The organism is Caldiplasma sukawensis (assembly GCF_052315375.1).
Taxonomy (GTDB): Archaea; Thermoplasmatota; Thermoplasmata; order Thermoplasmatales; family Thermoplasmataceae; genus Cuniculiplasma.
In genome coordinates this window covers 1-16,075 of the sequence record NZ_JBLSDG010000011.1, presented here as the reverse complement: position 1 = coordinate 16,075, position 16,075 = coordinate 1, and the positions used below count along the sequence as shown (strand labels likewise).

At 36.5% G+C, this 16,075-nt stretch carries 16 protein-coding genes and 1 tRNA gene; 10 read left to right on the top strand and 7 right to left on the bottom strand.

Going from position 1 to position 16,075, the window contains the following annotated elements; all coding sequences use genetic code 11:
* The first annotated feature begins 2 nt into the window (after positions 1 to 2).
* The 3 genes from ACNF4Z_RS06125 to ACNF4Z_RS06115 are packed head-to-tail and all read left to right on the top strand — an operon-like array spanning position 3 to position 4,359.
* Complete coding sequence (locus tag ACNF4Z_RS06125; protein WP_458328358.1) at positions 3 to 2,363, top strand: DNA-directed DNA polymerase; 2,361 nt, start codon at positions 3 to 5, stop codon at positions 2,361 to 2,363.
* A 4-nt stretch (positions 2,364 to 2,367) separates the two neighbouring features.
* On the top strand, positions 2,368 to 3,507 hold the full coding sequence (locus tag ACNF4Z_RS06120; protein ID WP_458328357.1) for a geranylgeranyl reductase family protein: 1,140 nt from the start codon (positions 2,368 to 2,370) through the stop codon (positions 3,505 to 3,507).
* Positions 3,508 to 4,359 (top strand): DMT family transporter, encoded by an 852-nt coding sequence (locus tag ACNF4Z_RS06115; RefSeq protein WP_458328356.1) that lies wholly within the window; start codon positions 3,508 to 3,510, stop codon positions 4,357 to 4,359.
* Here the strand turns inward: ACNF4Z_RS06115 and tgtA are convergent.
* Genes tgtA through ACNF4Z_RS06100 form a run of 3 tightly spaced genes read right to left on the bottom strand, consistent with a single transcriptional unit; the run spans position 4,356 to position 8,413 of the window.
* The gene (gene tgtA / locus ACNF4Z_RS06110) at positions 4,356 to 6,200 is read right to left on the bottom strand and encodes a tRNA guanosine(15) transglycosylase TgtA (protein WP_458328355.1); all 1,845 of its coding nucleotides are present in this window, start codon (positions 6,198 to 6,200) and stop codon (positions 4,356 to 4,358) included. The two genes, ACNF4Z_RS06115 and tgtA, sit on opposite strands and share 4 nt — an antisense overlap.
* Positions 6,193 to 7,959: a ribosome biogenesis/translation initiation ATPase RLI gene (locus ACNF4Z_RS06105; protein ID WP_458328354.1), complete on the bottom strand. Its 1,767-nt coding sequence runs from the start codon at positions 7,957 to 7,959 to the stop codon at positions 6,193 to 6,195. Before ACNF4Z_RS06105 ends, tgtA begins: the two co-directional genes overlap by 8 nt.
* A 19-nt stretch (positions 7,960 to 7,978) precedes the next feature.
* Positions 7,979 to 8,413 carry a DUF6015 family protein gene (locus tag ACNF4Z_RS06100; protein WP_458328353.1) on the bottom strand — a complete coding sequence of 145 codons (435 nt, stop codon included), beginning with the start codon at positions 8,411 to 8,413 and terminating at the stop codon, positions 7,979 to 7,981.
* Positions 8,414 to 8,480: 67 nt separating this feature from the next.
* Between ACNF4Z_RS06100 and folP the strand changes: the two genes are divergently transcribed.
* On the top strand, positions 8,481 to 9,512 hold the full coding sequence (gene folP, locus ACNF4Z_RS06095) for a dihydropteroate synthase (protein ID WP_458328352.1): 1,032 nt from the start codon (positions 8,481 to 8,483) through the stop codon (positions 9,510 to 9,512).
* On the opposite strand, the gene ACNF4Z_RS06090 is transcribed toward folP, so the two are convergent.
* Positions 9,463 to 9,882, bottom strand: coding sequence for a Fur family transcriptional regulator (locus ACNF4Z_RS06090; protein WP_458328351.1), 420 nt, complete (start codon positions 9,880 to 9,882; stop codon positions 9,463 to 9,465). The genes folP and ACNF4Z_RS06090 overlap by 50 nt on opposite strands.
* A gap of 49 nt (positions 9,883 to 9,931) precedes the next feature.
* Here ACNF4Z_RS06090 and hisS point away from each other — a divergent pair, with 49 nt between their 5' ends.
* From hisS to rpsB, 5 genes are all read left to right on the top strand, one after another.
* Positions 9,932 to 11,218: a histidine--tRNA ligase gene (gene hisS, locus ACNF4Z_RS06085; protein WP_458328350.1), complete on the top strand. Its 1,287-nt coding sequence runs from the start codon at positions 9,932 to 9,934 to the stop codon at positions 11,216 to 11,218.
* A 70-nt stretch (positions 11,219 to 11,288) separates the two neighbouring features.
* Positions 11,289 to 11,522, top strand: coding sequence for an Lrp/AsnC family transcriptional regulator (locus ACNF4Z_RS06080; protein WP_458328349.1), 234 nt, complete (start codon positions 11,289 to 11,291; stop codon positions 11,520 to 11,522).
* Between the two features lie 6 nt (positions 11,523 to 11,528).
* Complete coding sequence (locus ACNF4Z_RS06075; RefSeq protein ID WP_458328348.1) at positions 11,529 to 11,855, top strand: hypothetical protein; 327 nt, start codon at positions 11,529 to 11,531, stop codon at positions 11,853 to 11,855.
* On the top strand, positions 11,855 to 12,793 hold the full coding sequence (gene guaA, locus ACNF4Z_RS06070; RefSeq protein WP_458328347.1) for a glutamine-hydrolyzing GMP synthase: 939 nt from the start codon (positions 11,855 to 11,857) through the stop codon (positions 12,791 to 12,793). Before ACNF4Z_RS06075 ends, guaA begins: the two co-directional genes overlap by 1 nt.
* 64 nt (positions 12,794 to 12,857) lie before the next feature.
* Positions 12,858 to 13,460: a 30S ribosomal protein S2 gene (gene rpsB, locus ACNF4Z_RS06065; RefSeq protein WP_458328389.1), complete on the top strand. Its 603-nt coding sequence runs from the start codon at positions 12,858 to 12,860 to the stop codon at positions 13,458 to 13,460.
* On the opposite strand, the gene endA is transcribed toward rpsB, so the two are convergent.
* Together endA and ACNF4Z_RS06055 are read right to left on the bottom strand one after the other, a co-directional pair.
* Positions 13,457 to 14,305 (bottom strand): tRNA-intron lyase, encoded by an 849-nt coding sequence (endA, locus tag ACNF4Z_RS06060; protein WP_458328346.1) that lies wholly within the window; start codon positions 14,303 to 14,305, stop codon positions 13,457 to 13,459. The two genes, rpsB and endA, sit on opposite strands and share 4 nt — an antisense overlap.
* Complete coding sequence (locus tag ACNF4Z_RS06055) at positions 14,286 to 14,816, bottom strand: GTPase domain-containing protein (protein ID WP_458328345.1); 531 nt, start codon at positions 14,814 to 14,816, stop codon at positions 14,286 to 14,288. Before ACNF4Z_RS06055 ends, endA begins: the two co-directional genes overlap by 20 nt.
* A gap of 167 nt (positions 14,817 to 14,983) precedes the next feature.
* Here ACNF4Z_RS06055 and ACNF4Z_RS06050 point away from each other — a divergent pair.
* Positions 14,984 to 15,079, top strand: a tRNA-Tyr gene (locus ACNF4Z_RS06050).
* A gap of 163 nt (positions 15,080 to 15,242) precedes the next feature.
* Here ACNF4Z_RS06050 and ACNF4Z_RS06045 read toward each other — a convergent pair.
* On the bottom strand, positions 15,243 to 15,896 hold the full coding sequence (locus ACNF4Z_RS06045) for a G1 family glutamic endopeptidase (RefSeq protein ID WP_458328388.1): 654 nt from the start codon (positions 15,894 to 15,896) through the stop codon (positions 15,243 to 15,245).
* Positions 15,897 to 16,075 lie beyond the last annotated feature (179 nt).

The following is a 16,075-nucleotide window of genomic DNA, read 5'->3' as shown; positions in this document are numbered from 1 at the left end:
TTATGAGGGGAAGAATAAGGATAATCTCTGCATCATACAGAAGAAGCGACATAAAAATAGAGATTTTCGGAAGATCAGATGCGGGTGAATCCGTCACACTTCTCACTGGTGGTTTTCTCCCTTATTTCGATGTTGTTGAGCCAAGGGAAGAAGAATTGAATGGTATTAGAAAAAATCCAGAGTATGTGAGGGATGAGGAAAAAAATCTTCTTGTTGAGGGTGTGGAAAAAAAAGTTTACAGAATATTTATAAAGCATCCATATGAGGTGCCAAATCTAAGAAAATTATTCATCAGTAAGGTGATGGCTGCTGACATACCATTTCACCACAGGTTCATCTATGATCTTGATCTTGGCTCCTGTATTGAATTTGATGGAAATGAGGCAGATCCGGAAGAGAGAAAAAAATACGGAACAGACAAAGTGATTGAGTGCAAAATGGAGGATATAAAAACAACAGAAGCATTCAACCCACCGGTTAAAATTTTAAGTTTTGATATTGAGAACGCATTTCCTGAAACTCAGGATGAAACCTACGGTAAAATACTCATGATTGGCTATTGCATATCCATGGGTGAAAAGATTGAACAGGGATGTCTTCTCGGTGATGAGAAAAAAATACTGAAAGACTTTAACGAACTGGTTTTTAAAAATGATCCTGACATCCTCATAGGTTATAACATAGACGGATACGATCTTCCAGTAATAGAGTACAGAATGAATCTGTACAGGATGATGTTGCAGATTGGAAGGGATAACTCTCCAGGGAGAAGGATAAACGGGCAGTTCTGGAGGGCAAAGGGAAGGATTATAAGCGATGTATGGTGGAATGTGAAAAAATATCTCCATCCAAAAAACGAAACTCTAAACTATGTGTCACATATGCTTCTCAACGAAGGAAAGGATGATATTGACAGGCTTAAAATTGAGGAGGAATTCAGAAACCGTCCTGAAGAAGTTGCAAAATACTGTATGAAGGATGCCTTTCTCACCTACAGAATTATGGAAAAAATGAGGGTTGTGGACAGAAACATGTTTATGGCCACAGTAACAAGATTGCCTCTCGAAGATACCACAAACGGTGGAACAAGCAATTATGTGGATTCACTTCTCATAAGACTTGCAGATCGCAGAGGGATTGCAGTTCCTATGACAGCTTCACAGGCACTTAAGGATTCCCCAATTGAAGGTGGTCATGTGGAATCAATTGGAGCGGGTATTTACAATATGGTAGTTGTTCTGGATTTTAAGAGCATGTATCCATCTATGATCATAAAGTATAACATATGCTTCTCAACATTATCTGAGGATGGTGAAATAGTGTCCCCAACGGGTGCAAGATTTATTAGTCCGGACAAGAGAAGGGGGTTGATACCAGAACTATTGATGAGCCTTATGGCGGAAAGGGACAGGGTTAAAAAAATTATGAAATCCTCATCTGGGGATCAAAGGGAATATTATGATGGAATACAGAATGCCATAAAAATTCTAATGAACACATTTTATGGAGTTCTGGCATCTGCCTTTTACCGTTTCACAAATCCAGAACTTGGAAAGTCTGTTACAGCCTTTGCAAGAAACACCATTGTTGGTTTGATTGAAGATTTAAAAAAGAGAAAAATAAGGGTGATTTATGGGGATACGGATAGTGTTTTCATAGAATCAGGTAAAAGTTCAATCAAGGAGGCTGTGGATTTCGGCAATTCACTCAGCTCGGAGATTTCAAGGAATCTTCAGGTTACAATAGAATTTGAAAAGATAATGGACCCATTTTTTTCCCATGGTGCAAAAAAAAGATATGTTGGGAAGATAGTATATCCTGAATTTGATAAGGGCGAGCTTCTTGTGAGAGGTTATGAAGTGAGGAGGACGGATTCCTTCGATCTTCAGAGTGAGGCTCTTCAGAAGGTATTTGAATATCTTATGGACAGAAATATTGATGGTGCAAGGGAATACGGGGAGAACATTGTGAAAAAACTTTTATCCGGGGACTCCGCTATTGACATATCAAAGCTTGTAATATCCAGATCAGTGAAGTCAGACAAAGATTACGCAAATGCAGAATCACTTGCAAATGTTAGGGCTGCAAGAAAACTTAAGGAATATGGGGAAAGATTTATCCCGGGTATGAAAGTATCCTGGATAGTTACAAACAGCAGTGTGGTACCTCAGGAGGTTGAGCCTTTCATAGATGTTGAACGTTTTAAGGGGATGCCTGATTGGAGATACTATGCGGAAAGGGTTCAGGAAACACTGAACAGAGTTTTTGAGAGTCTTGGAGACCCAATTGATATTGTACCAAAAAAGGGGAGTCAGAAAAAACAGAATGTGAAGGGGAACATGTCACTGGACGCATTTCTGTGATCATATGTACGATTTTGTAGTTATCGGAGCAGGTCCATCAGGATCAATGTGTGCATATAATCTTTCCAGAAAGGGTTACAGTGTACTTCAACTTGAGGAAAACGAGAGTGTGGGTAAACCTGTTGAGTGCACTGGTTTGGTTTCAGAAAGGGTCATAAAAATTACACATACCCATTCAGTTATCAACACCGTAAGAGGTGCGCACATTCATTTTCCCGATTCATCATCCATTTCTGTGAAAAAAGATGAAAAAACTTACGTTCTGGAAAGAGACAGGTTCGATCAGGACGTGGCGGCAATGGCAATTGGAGCAGGAACTGAACTTTCTTTGAATTCAAGGGTAAGTGACATAAGGGTGAATAAGGATACAGTGGAGATTACTTTTCGGAAGGAAGGCAGCATAAAATCCGTAAAGTCAAAGGCCGTTGTGGGAGCAGACGGGGCCAACAGCATAACCAGGAAAGTTCTTTTTCCCGGATTGAGATACAGCAGAATTGTCTCTGCTTATCAGGTTGATTCAATTAAAAGAATGGAAGATCAGGATAATGTGAACGTTTATCTTGGGAGCCAGTATTCCAAAGGATATTTTGCCTGGGCAACACCCGCTGGGGATTTTTCAAGAATTGGAACAGCTGGTTTTGGCCTTTCCAGAGAAAAATTCATCACACTGTGGAAGAGAATGGGTGAGCCTTCAAACGCAACTATAACAGGAGGGCCAATTCCCATATCAACAGTAAATCCAACCTACAGGGACAGAGCCCTTCTTGTTGGAGATGCAGGAGGTATCGTTAAACCTCTCAGTGGAGGTGGAATATACACGGGAATGCTGTCAGGAATAAAGGCAGCTGAAACACTGTCAGAGGCATATGAATCTGAAAATTTTTCAGAAGAATCACTGAAAAATTACGAGAAAGCCTGGAAAAAAGAGATAGGAAAAGAATTAAGGAGGGATCTAAGAATTCAGAAGATTTACTCGAAAATTACAGACACGTCTTTCAATGAAATCGGGCGGAAATTACAATCAGAGAGAATAAAAAAAATAATAGAAAACATCGGGGACATTGATTATCCTTCGAGGGTGGTTTTTAGCATTCTAATAAGGAAACCTTCCATTGCAAGGCATGTTCTTTTTCCGGTGAAATAGATGGATAAGGAGATAAAATATTCATTTCTCATACTTGTCTCCACATTATCCTGGGGATCAACATTTCCCCTTATTAAAATCGCACTTGAATACATGTCCCCTGTGATCTTTCTTTCAGTGAGATTTGCAATCTCTTCACTGATGATGCTTCCATTCATAAAAAATCCAAAGGATTTCACAGGTTTTAAGGAGGGAATGATAGCTGGCTTTTTCCTTTTTCTCGGTTACTATTTTCAAACCATAGGTCTTTATTTCACAACACCTGCTATTTCAGGACTGCTCACCGGTCTATATGTTGTGCTTGTTCCCATATTTTCTCTTATTGTTTACAGGACTCATGTTCTTGGAAAAGACTGGCTTGCTGCCTTCCTATCTCTTCTTGGTCTGATCATAATTTCCTTAGGTCAGATATCCAACAGCTCTGTCCAGATAGGAGATCTTCTTACAGTTATATGTGCAGTTGGTTATGCATTCCAGATACTTTATGTGGCAAAACACAACAATATTGAAATGACTAAATTCACATTTTATCAGATGATTTCAGTCTTCATTTTTTCCACTATTTTGATACCCACATTCAAAATTTATGCAAATTTCCAATCACCACAGCTCATTTTCAGCCTTGTATTTACAGCTCTGTTTGCAGGTGTTATTGCATATGTGATTGCAAACAGATCTTTGATATATGTGCGTGCCGAGAGAGCAACTGTTATAATGGCTTCAGAACCAATATTTGCAGCGGCTTTTTCAGTATTGATCACTGGCATACCTCTCTCAGATGGAACATTGGTAGGCGGAACCCTAATGGTGATCTCCATATTCCTTGTTACCATTAGAGCGGGGAAAACTTAAAGATGATGGGTTATTTGCGCTGCAACACCGCTTTTCATCATTTTCATCTCTCTTCCAGAGCATGTCGATCTTCCCACAGCAACGAGTTCATCATTTTCCTTAACTATGAGTACATCATTTCCAGATATTATGTCCTCATCACAATCAACAATAAATTTAAAGTACACGCTCTTTCCTCTGGAATTGAATAATGCACTCTCTTCAGTTACAATTATCCTGTTTTTATTCTTCATTTTAAGAAGCAATTTGCCCCCATCCATTGTAAGGGCAAGAAAACCATCCATTGCACGGAGTGTAGCAATTATTTTATCTCCGTGGTTTATTGTTCGTATTCTTCCTGTTGATTTTGAGACAATTACTGATGAATTTTTATCAATAAGAAGATCTCCTGCACCAGATCCATATTGATAATCTGCTATTCGTTTAATTTTTTCAAGATTGAAATCCCTAATTTTTTCATTTGACAATTCAATATCATTGTAACCGTTTTTTCCCTTATTTATCCTTCCTTGAAATATTATCTGTTCCACAGGATAGGTTTCATTTAATTCAACTGGTACTTTCATTCCAAACCAGTTTATATAAAAATGTTCATTTGTTTTTTCGTAAATTTCATTAATGAACTTTTCTGAGGTTTTGCCCGGGTACCAATGACTTTCATCCACTTTTCTACCATTTTTAATGCACTGTTTTTTTAGTCTACTGATCAAAGGGTGTTTCAAGGATTCTTTGTCATAATACATGAAGGATGTCTTACCTGACAGGTCCCAGTATCTTTCCAGTTTTGGTGCATATTTTTTAATTCTACCAAACGCCTCATAAAGGGAGGGGTGGCTCCTCGCCTTTGTTTCTACATAATTCCATAAAGTCTGTTCGAAAATTCTCTCTCTTATTTCCTCCATCTCCATCATTATGGCGTAAAGATTATGCTGGGAAATTAGGGATACTCTAAGTTCCTTTGTTTCATCAAGAAGTTCCCTTGCCGTATACCTTTCGGAAATTGGACTCCAGGATGGAAAACTTGAAATTTCTTTTAAATCTCTGGTACCGTCTGAGAATAATACCCTGTCATCCCTTGCATATTTTACGTAAGAAGCGGAATCAAACATATCGACTCCAAGAAGAACTGCAAACGGTAAGAACATTGGGTGTCCTCCACCAAAAAGATGAACAGGTTTTGAAAAATCTGTGTTTAATTTTGAATTCAGTATTATGTCAACCAGATCTCCGTATCTGTAATTTTCAAGTAGTGGTACAACACCTCCAATTGGCATATATGATCCATTGGTGGAACTCATAACTCTGGCACTTTTTCTCCTCAAATCCATGTATAATGATCCCTGTATAGGGGCTGCAATATCATTTTCCTCAGCTAGATCGGATATTTCAAGTAATCTTCTGTGGGTCTCTTTCACAGCGTTAATGGCCTGTTCTCTAGTCTGATCCGGTGTTGAAAATATATCAAGAATGGTACTTATGTCAGAACCAGAATTAATCTGAAATTCCACAGTTTCTCGGTTTTGATATTCAATATCACCATAAACATATGACTGAAATGTGCCAGAATCAGTCATTATTGTACCATCAAAACCAATGAGGTTATGAATTCCATATTTTAATGCTCTTTCCCTTAGATTCTCATTCCTTCTTATGATATAGCTATTTGTTATAATTGCATCTATTTTCAGTTTTTTAAAAAAATCAACGGGCACAGTCATTAAGTTTGGGTTCACAACTGGCATTATTGAGGGCGTCCTGACCATTGAATGTTTCGTCTTGAATGTTCCTACCCTGGCAAGGCCTTCCCTGTGTTTTACCTCAAGGGTTAGCCTTTCACTCATAATAATATTCTCCCCTTGAAATCTGCTCCCTGTGAAGACTACTACCTTTCTTGTTGATCCTCGGTCTCTTTGTATTGTGATCTCTTCTAAACGTTATCTCTTTTTCTTTTAAAAATAAGTTCATCCCGTCCCTCATATTCATTGGACCAACTGCCTCTCCATAAAGCCCCTGTTTTCCCCTGAATACTAGCAGTTGATCAGAAATTATATCTATGAGGTATATGTCGTGATCCACAATAAGGGCAGTTTTTTTTCTGTTTTCCATGGTTCTTCTAATAACCTTGGCAACATCCATCCTCATTGCACTATCCAGGTTAGCTGAAGGTTCATCAAGAATGTAAAGGTCCGCATCATTGGAAAGACAGAGAGCTATTGAAGCCACCTGTAATTCTCCTCCCGAAAGGGTCTCAACATTCTTATCCATCAGATCCTCAACGGATAGCGGTCTCATTATCTCATTTCTTATGTATGGATCATTAAAATTCTCCCTGAGTATCTTTATGAAAAGTTCTGATACTGTTCCCCTGAAATCCGTCGATATGTACTGAGGTTTGTATGATATCCTTAAGGTGGGCTCAATAATACCATTATCTGGTTTTTCCACTCCGGCCATAAGACGCATAAAGGTAGACTTTCCAAGGGCATTCCCTCCAAGCACACCTGTAACTGTTCCCTGATTAAGATATCCTCCTGAAGCAGTCATTTTGAAATTTTCATAGGATTTTTCAACAGAATCCCATCTGATTATTATTGGTGTATTTATCTTTCTTTCCACAGTCTTCATTTCAAATTTTATGGGGTCTTTTCTTATTCTTACGTTCTCCTCTTTCAAATATCCTTCAAGAAACTGATTAATTGCCTTTGAAGTTGTTTTTTGCTGTGCAACAATACCGTAAACACCCTTCTGTCCATATACAAGGTGCACCTGGTCTGAAATCCAGTCAAGTATTGCCAGATCATGCTCAACAACAAACACTGTTTTATTTTTTGCTATGTTGGTGAAAATGTCTGCAACCCGCAACCTCTCAGATATGTCTAAATATGATGATGGCTCATCTATAAGAAGTATGTCACCATCTTTCAAAAGTGAGACTCCTATTGCAAGTTTCTGAAGTTCTCCTCCTGAACAAGAGGAAACATGTTTTTCAATTGAATTTTCAAGATTTAAGAGATTTACTATCTCATCCATTTTACCCTGAGAATCAGAATTTTTAAGAATATTCCTTATGGTGTCATTTACAACCCTTGGTATCTGGTCTACATACTGGCTCTTCAGAACAACTTTCTTGTCACCATCATATACCGATCTGAAATAATCTCCCAATATTGTATTTGAGAATTTTTTTATAACCTTTTCGCGGACACCTTTCTCATCATATTTTCCAAAATTTGGAACAGTAATACCACTGAGAATATTCAGAGCAGTTGTTTTACCCATTCCATTCGTACCAAGTATTGCAGTTATTCCCTTTCCAGGATATGGTATTGAATAAAGTCTGAAAGTATTCTCACCATATTGATGAATTATATCTTTTTGGAGTTCGTCAGGCACAGTAACGATCTTAATGGCATGAAATGGGCATCTGTTTATACAAATACCACAACCTATACAAAGATCCTCATGAATGTCAGGATAAGAATTCTCATCCTTAAAATCAATTGTAGCAGTCCCGGATCTTACAGGAGGACAATAGGCCTGACACTCATGATTGCATTTTTTTGGATGGCATTTGTCATAATCGAGCACTGCTATATGCATTTAGAACCCTTTAAATAATTCACATTGCATTCCACACATCGTCGGGAATCTCTTCATAAACCAAATATTCCTCATTATTTCCTGCATCTTCCTTTTCTATCTTCATGTTTACGAGAAATCTTACCCTTTCAACGTTCAGGATCCAATAATGAATTCTCCACTCCCTTCCATCAAAAAGCGTTGTTTCTTCCCTTTCCGTCTGTAAAATCCCAAGATCTTCCATGGTGTAAAAAGCATCCCTATCCTCAGGTTCGAGCATGTTGTCTATTACTCTGTCACTATATCCGAAAAAATTTATAAGATGCTCGGCAGACCTGAAGGATTCTTCATTGGTCATTTTTTTCTTTTCCAAGCTCAAACCCTTTCTAATTGCATCACTGAGTTCCTCAATTCTTACAAAATTAAGTTTTTCCAGATTAATACCATCTTTGGAAGTATCTTGAGCCACTTTCATATGTCACCAACGTGAAACAAATCCTTTATTGCATAAGGCTTAATAATCCTATTGATCTGCATTTTTGATGAATGGGAAACCCTACAAATTCTTTTATTTTTTGAAAACAGATAACTTTTTAAAAAAGTCTGTTATAAAATTGTATGAATATCATGAGGACGGAAATATAATAATTGATGGAAAGCCGTACAATAAAACAGAAAAAATTTTGGATCACCAGAGTTTGTCATCCCTTATTAATGAGATCTTTGATGACAGCTATTCCAAATATATGATGGATAATATTTTTGTAAACAAAAGTTCAACAGCAGTCCCAATTGTTAATGCAACACCGGATTCCTTTTATGATGGTTCAAGATATAATATTTCGGGCCTTAGTAATCTTCTGAAGGAAAAACCAGAAATTATTGACATTGGTGGAGAAAGTACAAGACCCGGGGCAAAAAAGATTGACTCTGATGAGGAGATTAAAAGGCTCCATTCTTTTATTGAGGAAATTAAGAAGGATGGAGGTATTAAAATTTCACTTGACAGCTATAACTACGAGACTTGCAGATATTACATTAACTCAATTGACTGGATAAATGATGTATCTGGTATGAAGGATTCAAGGATTCCAGAACTCTGCATAAAAAATGGAAAATCCTACATTCTTATGCATACAAGGGGAACTCCTGAAACAATGAATAAATTAACTGATTACAATGATTTAATGGGAGAAATCTCTTTCTTCTTCTTTAACAAAATTAATGTTTTGAGCAGAATGGGATTGCCACCTTACAGACTCATACTTGACCCAGGCTTGGGGTTTGCAAAAAACAGTGTTCACAATTTTGAAATATGTTCTTTCTCACGTGCATTTCAGTATGGTTTCAAAAGAATGTACGGGCATTCAAGGAAAAGATTTCTTGATCTTGATGGCAGTGGCGATCCATCAAGAAGGCTTGGACAAACCATTTCTTTAACTCAATGGTTTGTTGAAAACAATATTGAATACATTCGTGTTCATGATTATTTGGAAAATGAAAACGCTATAAAAATGCAGAGGATTATTGATTCCTGGAGAGGCATGAACGACAAATTCCTCTTATCACAGTGACAGCAGTCTCACCCTTGCCCGGAACATTTCTCATGACATTATCCATTGTTTTTATGTATTCTGGATCATCAACATCCTCTATTTTACCGCAGATATTGCATACAAAGTTAATATGCCTGTTAAGGTTAGATTCAAATATGGCCCTTCCATTAACCTCGAATGAATTTATAAGGTTCTTTTCAGTGAAAATCCTAAGTATGTTGTAAACAGTGGCAGGGGGGATTCCCGGATTATCTATTTTTATGAAATTGTGGACATCTTCAGCTGTGAAGTGTCTACCCGGATTATCATATATGTATTGCAGGACTCCCAATCTCTGGGGAGTAATTTTTAAATTATTATCTTTTAATAACTCATCCAGTTTGATCATTATGGAATGAGTATAGTTAATTAGTATTTTTAACTATCCTTATCAGAAAATGCCGTTTGAAAAATTAAAAGGTTTCAGGGAATTTTATCCAGATGATATGCAGGTTAGGGAAGACGTTTTTCAGATAATGAAGGAAACTTGCAGAATTTTTGGCTTTAGTCAGATAGATTACCCCTCTCTGGAAAATGTTGAAATGTATATTGAAAAATCTGGTGAAGAGATAGTTAAGCAACTTTACAGTTTTGTTGACAAGGGTGGAAGGGAGGTCACACTTATTCCTGAAGCCACGCCAACAACAGTGAGGATGGCCAGTTCCAGAAAAGATTTAAGGAAACCGATTAAATGGTTCAGTCTTCCGAAATTATGGAGATATGAAGAACCACAATCAGGAAGAACAAGGGAACATGTTCAGTTAAACGTTGACATTTTTGGAGATCCATCACCTGGAGCTGATGCCCAGGTAATAGACCTTGCAGCAGAAATTTTAAGCAGACTTGGTCTGAAAAACAGATTTGAAATAAGGATAAATCATAGAAAAGTAATGGAAAATATAATTTTATCATTTGGTGACCTGGATGTGAAAGAGATATTGGCAATTACAGACAGATTTCACAAAGAATCAAGAGATGATTTTGCACTTAAGTTAAGGAAAAGCGGAATGAAAGATGAAGAAATAAGCACTTACATTGAATTCTTATCAAGGAAAGTTAAGGGTTCAGAATTCAATCAATTAATGGATGAATTTTTCTCAAATAAAATTCCAAAAAATGAATTGTCGAATCTCTCAGAGGTCTTAGAAATCCTGGATTCTTTAAATATAAAGGATGTATATTTTGATCCTTCAACAGTTAGAGGTCTTTCCTATTACACCGGAACAGTTTTTGAGGGTTTTGACAAAGAAGGTTCTTTCAGATCTATTTTTGGTGGTGGCCGTTATGACAATCTGGCATCACTTATTGGCGGTTCCTCTCTGGAAGCAGTTGGGTTTGGCATGGGTGATGCTGTCATAGAGAACCTTATGAAAAAATTTGATCTGTGGAAATCAACAAAAAAAGATAAATTTGTATATGTTGCACTGAACGGAATGGAAAACCTTGCTTATGCCACAGATGTAATAAGATTTCTGAGAGAAAGAAGGATAAAAGTTGAATACAACACAAAGAATAGATCAATATCTGCCTCCCTTAGAGAAGCAAGTATTCTTGGATGTGATTATGCCATAATAATAGGTAAAAAAGAAAAGGATAATGAATCGATTACTGTTAAAGATCTGGCAGATGGTAGTCAGGTGGTAATGAAAAAAAATGAAATTCACAATTCAGATTTTTTCAAATAAAAACAGGTTTTTCTACACATTAATGTTCAAAAATTTTATTAATAAGTAAAAATTACTGATAAAGGTCATTATGTCTCTGGCAATAGTTATGGTTAGTACTGTTCCAGGAAAAGAGAAGGAGGTCCTGGAGAAAATTTCTAAAATAAACTACGTAGTTGAATGCTATGCAATCATGGGTGAATTCGATGTTTTTGCAAAAATTGATGCCAAAGATTACAATGAGTTAAGTAAGGTCATAGTGGAAAACATTAGAACCATGACAGGAGTAGTAGACACAAAGACCTTCCCAGTAATAAAGTTGTGATGAAATATGGTTACGTACAATAATTTACCTTGGTATCCAAATTGGAACTTTGATATTTTCTTTTTGACAATAATCGGGATGATTGCTCTTTCTCTTTTGATTTTTGGAATTTTTACTGCTTATTTTGGAAAGAGCAAAAGTAGAGCAATTGGGGGAGGAATGGTAGTTGGGGGAATAGTTCTTGGTTTCATTACATATTACCTCTCAGATTTCTATTTCCATATCTCCCTGATCAGATCAGTGATTCTTGGGATAATATTCTATGTCATAGCAACCATTATAGGGGTTGTTATAGGATTGCTTATATTCTTGGGTGCTATAATGAAGGCATAATGCCTGAAACAAGAAGCAAAAAATTAGAACAAATAATTAATTTTTTGAAAGAGAAGGTTAATGGTAAGGCAATTCTTGCCTGCTCTGGTGGCAATGACAGTTCTCTGTTATCTGTGATATGCAATATGGCTCTGGGTGAAAAAGTCGTATCTGTATTCATAGATTCAGGGCTTTTAAGAAAAGGGGAAAGAGAAAGTGTTGAAGAGTTTTTCCAATCCTATAAGATAAATTATAGAATATATGATGAATCGGAAAAATTTCTTGAAAGATTAAAAAATGTTACAGACCCAGAGACAAAGAGGAAAATAATTGGAAATACATTTATTGAAGTATTTGAAAAAATTGCGGAAATTGAGGGGGCAGAGTTTCTGATTCAGGGAACCATAGCTCCTGATTGGATCGAGAGTGGGGGAAAACACAGAGACACAATAAAGAGCCATCATAATGTGGGCGGTCTTCCGGAGAAAATGAAACTTAAACTTGTTGAGCCATTAAGGGACCTTTATAAGGATGATGTTAGGGAAATTTCGGAGGAATTAAAAATAAACAGAAAAGTTCAGCCATTTCCAGGTCCAGGTCTTGCAGTGAGAATAATAGGTGAAGTTAACAGGCAAAGGCTTGATCTTTTAAGAAATGTGACAGAAATTGTGGAAAAGACAATTGAAGAAAAATACAGTTTTGAACAGAGACCTTGGCAATATTTTGCCATACTTCTACCAGTAAAAACAACAGGAGTTCATGGGGACAAAAGGTCATATGGGGAAACTGTTGCCATAAGGGCCGTTAACACAACAGATGGGATGACAGCCACAGCTTCTGAGATTCAGTGGGATGTTTTGCAATCAATATCCGTTGAGATAACCAACACATGCCCGGAAATAAACAGGGTAGTGTATGATGTGACGGATAAACCGCCAGCCACCATAGAATGGGAATGATTAAAAAAAGTATTATATTTAAATTACATATTGGCAAATCTTGAGTGACGAAGAGTTGAGACAAATGCAGGAAGAAAATCTATTAATTTCGGAAGAAGAGTACCAAAAATCAGGAGTGCATATTGGAACTCAGAACAAGACGGCAGATATGGTAAAATACATATACAAAATAAGAAGCGATGGTCTTTATCTTCTGGATGTGAAACAGACAGACAAAATGATAAGAGTTGCCGGTAAATTCCTGTCAAGAATAAGACCGGATAAGATCCTGGTTGCCGCTCAGAGGCAGTATGCAATAAGGCCAGTATCAAAATTTACTGAAGTAATAGGTTGCAAATCAATAGTTGGAAGATTTATACCAGGAACACTTACAAATTATGAACTTCCAACATTTCTTGAAATCGATGCCATTGTTGTAACTGATCCAATGGCTGATACACAGGTTATGAAAGAGGCAAAGAGTGTTGGAATACCAATTTTGGCGTTTTGTGATGCTAACAACAAGACAGATTTTGTTGATCTGGTAATTCCAAGCAATAATAAAGGCAGAAGAGCCTTGGCCCTGGTTTATTGGTTACTAGCCAGGGAAATACTCAAAAACAGAGGAAGCATAAAGAGTGATGATGAGTTCAAATACACAATAGACGACTTTGAGGCACAGATTTAAACCTTTATTCTTTCAATTTCATAATAAACCGGATCATCCCCCTCTATCCAGCAAAACACCATTTTTTTTCTTACTGATCCTGAAACCCTGACAGCTCTACTAATGTGGTACCATGGCATTTTTTCTTCAAATATATTTACAAGAAATTCAGAATGTTCATTCATACTTTCTCTGTATAACCTGAAGGTGCTTCCAAATTTGAACCCAGATTTTATTATAAATCCTTTCTCAAGGAGGTCCTTGTATATTTTAAATTCTTCATTCTCAGCATTTCTTTTCTCAATTATGTTATTTTCATTTTTTGAAAATATTTTTATATGGCCATCATAAAAACCCATCCATTCCATATCATTTATCTGTTTTTCATTTAATTTATTTATTTTATCAAGTTCATTGATTGTGCTTCTCTTAATTTTATAATAGGTGAATTCTCCGTCATAATCTATAGAACAAACCGTGCCATCATGAAATTTTTTCAGTTTATCCCTGTTTACAATTGTATCTTCCATCACAGGATATACCTTTTTTGCATCTTCTGATTTCTCATCCCTTTTTGCAAAATAAACTTCGTCCCCAGAAATCATTATCTTATTTCCCTTGAATTTCATCCTGCTGTAAAATATGAAGAATTCTTTTCTTTCCTCAAAATCTTTACAATTGTTGAAAAACACATCATTGAATTCTTTGGAAAAATATCCCCGTGACGCAAGAAAGAAGAATTCGTAACAATTTAAGTAAAGAATTCCTGAAATTTTTTTACCGACAAGGTACTGTGATGAGAACTTTTCAAGATCCCTCTCAGAATGGATCAAAACTCCGTTTATATTAATCTTGTGAATTGCCATTTTCAAGCTTTTTCTCTAATAGTTTCATCCCTATTGTCTCCATCATGTTCTTTACCTCCTCACCATCCTTAGCAGACACAAAAAACACCTCTGTTCCTTCCTTTCCTACTATCTTGTTCAGATCATCTTTCCAGAATTCTGCCTCATACCTTCTGTCAGATTTTGTTGCTGCTATGAATACTAAAGGTTTTCTTTCCAGGGAAGAAAGATAGCTTAGTTTCTTTTTTATATCCTTTTCATTTAGTGGTTTTGTAACATCTATAACAACTACGATGGCTCCAGATCCTGTAAGTAGTTTTTCATTCTCGTCCTTATCATCTATTTCCTGAATTATAAACTCAATATTGTATTCTTTTTTCTTGAGTGTTATTGATATTTTCTTCCTGAGCAACCCCTTTCCAGAAAAGGTTGAATGATCACTGTCATAAACAACTCTGGATATAAGAGAAGTCTTACCGTTACCTGGATCTCCAATAAAACTAACCTTCCAGGTATATTTCATATTACTCATTGTTTCAAGATTTTTTACTATTTTATAATTGTTTTCTTTAAAGCAAAAAAACTAACAAATTAACACTCCCTTTTTAATATTAACCTATTTCTAATTTTTAACCGATGTTCTAAAAATGACAATTACCAAAAGATATTTATTTTGTGGTTTTTTACCTTAGTACATTACCCGGCTTAGCTCAGTTGGTAGAGCGGCGGACTGTAGAGGGTTAAACGGCACCCGCCGTTATCCGCAGGTCTCTGGTTCGAATCCGGAAGCCGGGATTTATAATTATTTTTATCACTGTATATACATTACAAAAATTCGAAATTGAATAAAACCAAGTTTTTATCACTATAATTTTAAATCTTTCATCAAATATTTATGAAATTAAATCACAAATGAAGAATAAAAAAATGGGTGATTTTAAAAATAATTATTCAAACTTTAAAAACAACAGTAACAACAGCAATTATTGCTTGAGCTTCCCTCATACTGCATTGTAAAGCTTCCACCATTAATTAGGGAGCCGGGTTGGGCAATGATGTTTCCTGAGTTCGATGTCATATCTATACTTTCATATGAAAAACTGCTAATGGGTGCCGTAATACCGTTTATGGTTGCAAAGTTAGTATTTGGTATTCCCGTGAAATAGGAACCAAAATATGCAGTACCAAAATCAGCAAGGCAGCTTAACTGGCCGTTAATTTCAGGTCTTTCTTCTATCCATTCTGCAGATAACATTGATGAATTATAAGTTACGGTGGTTGAGAAGTGTTCATTCTGTGTCGTATCATTAATGTATATATTCCATACATTTGGTGCATTGGCCAAAAATATGGTTACAACCACAACATCACCGGGATTTATACTCATGGATATTGGAGTTTCTGCGGCAGGCAACATCTCATACCAGGCACTATATGAAGCTCCACAATCATATTGTGATGTTGTTCCGGCCTGTATTAAACTGCTATCTCCGCTGAAAAATCCCCCAATTCCTATCCATTGTGCAGAGTATGTGCATCCTGATGATGCATTTGCAGTCTGAACTATCCAGGAACCTGTAATCCCTGTTACTTCAGCAGCTGGACTATTTATGTTACTTGCAGCAATGTAACCTGCCCAGTTGGAAGATTCTCATAGTGTCCCAAATGTTGTGTATTTATAAAGGATACCTCCTTTGGAACATTTCCTTAATCTCATCAATGCATTTATAATATCCCCTCAATGATCTCATTGACCATTTGTCATTTATCTCTGCTGCCCTCAGATAAATG

Coding starts and splice junctions, on each gene's coding strand:
- ACNF4Z_RS06125 (WP_458328358.1), top strand. CDS start 3: ATGAGGGGAAGAATAAGGATAATCTCTGCATCATACAGAAGAAGCGAC.
- rpsB (WP_458328389.1), top strand. CDS start 12,858: ATGCAGGAAGAAAATCTATTAATTTCGGAAGAAGAGTACCAAAAATCA.
- tgtA (WP_458328355.1), bottom strand. CDS start 6,200: ATGAGTGAAAGGCTAACCCTTGAGGTAAAACACAGGGAAGGCCTTGCC.
- ACNF4Z_RS06080 (WP_458328349.1), top strand. CDS start 11,289: ATGTCTCTGGCAATAGTTATGGTTAGTACTGTTCCAGGAAAAGAGAAG.
- endA (WP_458328346.1), bottom strand. CDS start 14,305: ATGGCAATTCACAAGATTAATATAAACGGAGTTTTGATCCATTCTGAG.
- ACNF4Z_RS06100 (WP_458328353.1), bottom strand. CDS start 8,413: ATGAAAGTGGCTCAAGATACTTCCAAAGATGGTATTAATCTGGAAAAA.
- ACNF4Z_RS06075 (WP_458328348.1), top strand. CDS start 11,529: ATGGTTACGTACAATAATTTACCTTGGTATCCAAATTGGAACTTTGAT.
- guaA (WP_458328347.1), top strand. CDS start 11,855: ATGCCTGAAACAAGAAGCAAAAAATTAGAACAAATAATTAATTTTTTG.
- hisS (WP_458328350.1), top strand. CDS start 9,932: ATGCCGTTTGAAAAATTAAAAGGTTTCAGGGAATTTTATCCAGATGAT.
- ACNF4Z_RS06055 (WP_458328345.1), bottom strand. CDS start 14,816: ATGAGTAATATGAAATATACCTGGAAGGTTAGTTTTATTGGAGATCCA.
- ACNF4Z_RS06115 (WP_458328356.1), top strand. CDS start 3,508: ATGGATAAGGAGATAAAATATTCATTTCTCATACTTGTCTCCACATTA.
- folP (WP_458328352.1), top strand. CDS start 8,481: ATGAATGGGAAACCCTACAAATTCTTTTATTTTTTGAAAACAGATAAC.
- ACNF4Z_RS06120 (WP_458328357.1), top strand. CDS start 2,368: ATGTACGATTTTGTAGTTATCGGAGCAGGTCCATCAGGATCAATGTGT.
- ACNF4Z_RS06090 (WP_458328351.1), bottom strand. CDS start 9,882: ATGATCAAACTGGATGAGTTATTAAAAGATAATAATTTAAAAATTACT.
- ACNF4Z_RS06105 (WP_458328354.1), bottom strand. CDS start 7,959: ATGCATATAGCAGTGCTCGATTATGACAAATGCCATCCAAAAAAATGC.